Here is a 2332-nt window from a genome sequence, read left to right on the forward strand (position 1 = left end):
GCCTTCTGGCCAGCCCCGAGGCGCGCAGCCCGGCCGCCCACTCATGGAGCCGCGGCAGGCCCTGCGCCGCGAGGACGCCGGGGTCGCCGTGCAGCCGCAGTCGCAGCTGCGGCTGTTCCTGGTCGCGGTAGCGCAGGAAGAACCAGCGGTCGACGCCCTCGGGCGGCAGCGAGTGCAGCAGCGCCGGCAGCTCGGTGGCGATCAGCTCGTCCTGGCGCTCGGCGGCGCAGTACACGGATGCGTACAGCCACTGGCCGCCGGGCAGGTGCTCGGCCGGTGCGGGACGCGGCGGCGACAGCCGGTTGCGGGGCTCCGCGGTGGCGTCGAGCTGGGCGGGCTGGGCGGGCTGGGCGGGCCGGGAGGGCTGAGCGGGCTGGGGACCGTACCGCGTGACCATGGGGAAGACGACCTCGTTGCGGTGCGTGCCCAATGGACCGACCAGCCATCCGGCGTCCTGCCCCGCCCCGGCCTCCACCTCGAAGAGCTCGGCGCCGGGCCGCCGGCCGAGCTCGCGGCGGAGCAGCCGCAGATGCTGCGGACGGGTGAGGTCCAGTTCGAGGCGCTGGTCGGAGAAGGAGAGGCAGACCCGGTCGGGGACCCGCCAGCGCGAGCGCCACGCTGCGACCGCCTCCGCCCACCGCTCGAAGGGCGCCTCCGTGTCGCGCACCGCGTCCGTGGCGCGCCAGCGGGCTTGCGAGAGGACCGTACGCCCGCAGCGCACCCGCGGCAGGAACGGCAGACTCGACGCGAGGCCCCAGTCCCAGGGCCGCCAGCGCCGCACGCCGCTGAGCGAGATCTCCCGCAGGAACCGCGCGGTGTTCGGGGCCTGCCACTGGGAGTCGAGCATATGGAACGCGGTGGGGATCACCTCCCGGCCGCTGCGCCGGTCCACGACGAACAGCCGCTGGATGTCCGCGCCCACGGCGAGGTCCGCCAGGTCCAGGTGGCCGGGCGCGGCCGGGTCCGCGTACACCGCGACGGGCACCTTGCGCTCCAGCCACTGCGGAACCTGCGAGACGTTTCCGCTGCGGGAGTGCGAGGTCTGGTAGCTGAGCTGGGCGGGCAGGGCCTCGGGGTTGCGGTGGCCCACCGAGCGGGCGAGCGCGGCCAGGGCCGCCCGCGTCTCGTCGGGAAGCAGATAGGCGAACCGGCCGAACATGCCCCCGGCCGTCTGCGAGCCCGCCGTCACCACCAGCCGGAAGTCGCCGTCCTGGAGTGCGGCGGGGGAGTCCGCGAGGAGCTTGGTCCACAGTTCCAGCGAGGCGGGCGGGGTGCCGCCGGACCGCGCCAGCGCGCGGATCACGGGGTCGTCTTCGTCGTCCGCCAGCACCACCTCGGCCGCCCCGGCCAGCAGCGACTCCTGGGCCAGCTCGGTGAGCAGCCGGTCCCGCTCGGTCTCGGTGACGGCCTCCGGCCGCGCGAACCGGTGGCTCGGCGGCATGTTGTACCCGGCGGGCGCGCCCAGCCCGACGTCCGGGTCGAGCAGCTCCTTCACGGGCACGAACCGGTCCGTGCTGTACCGCTCCAGGAACGCCTCGTGGTACTGGCGCAGATGGGCCGGGCCGCTCTCCTCGGGCGCCAGCCGCCACAGCAGCCGCGCGGCCCGCTCCGCCTCGGCGGCCACCTCCCGGGGCAGCGTCACATCGGCGTCCAGCGCCAGGTCCACCTGGACGAGCCGGTCGGCCGGGCGCAGCCGCGCCATCCGGCCCGTGACGCTCCGCCAGGGCCCGAGCCCCTGCCCGGCCTCCTGTCGTGCGTAGTCCGCCAACGCGTCGCGTACGGACCGCAGTTCGGCCAGCTCCGGTACGGGCGTGGGGTCCGGCAGCGCCCCGAGGGCGTCGAGGACGTGACCGAGCGGGTCGGTGGCCTCCAGCGGCGGTCGCGCCTCGGTGAGCAGGATGTCCTTCTCCACCAGCTGCGTCAGCATCCGCCGGGCGGCCTCCGCCGGAGCGCCGGGGAAGGACTCGGCGAGCTGCCGCTCCAACTCGCCGAAGCGCACCGGGCCGCGCGCCCGCTCCGTCACCAGCCGCAGCGCCGAGGTGTGACGCACGCTCACCTCGTGCACGGTGCGGTGCGCGCGCACCTGGTCGGCGGCGTGCGGCAGATAGGGCAGTACGAGCCGTCGGCCGCGTACGAAGCAGAGGTTGTTGAGGGTGACGCGCAGTTGGCGCAGCAGCTCCGGCCGCCGCTCCCAGTCGGTCAGCAGCGCCGTGAGCCACTGCCGGTCGGGGCGCACGGCCCGGCGGTGCTCCGTCCCGAAGCGGACCTTCGCCGCACCGTCGCCGACGTCGTCGCCATCGGCGAACGCCGCCGTGGCGACCCCGGCCATCAG

The 2332-nt window shown here is 75.6% G+C and carries 1 protein-coding gene; it reads right to left on the reverse strand.

The window, feature by feature from the left end:
• Positions 1-2332 (reverse strand): lantibiotic dehydratase (locus ACFU99_RS41090; protein ID WP_384403145.1); only part of this gene is annotated, 2332 nt, incomplete at both ends.

Origin of the sequence: Streptomyces sp. NPDC057654 (assembly GCF_042800135.1) — a bacterium.
In the GTDB taxonomy this organism is placed as follows: domain Bacteria; phylum Actinomycetota; class Actinomycetes; order Streptomycetales; family Streptomycetaceae; genus Streptomyces.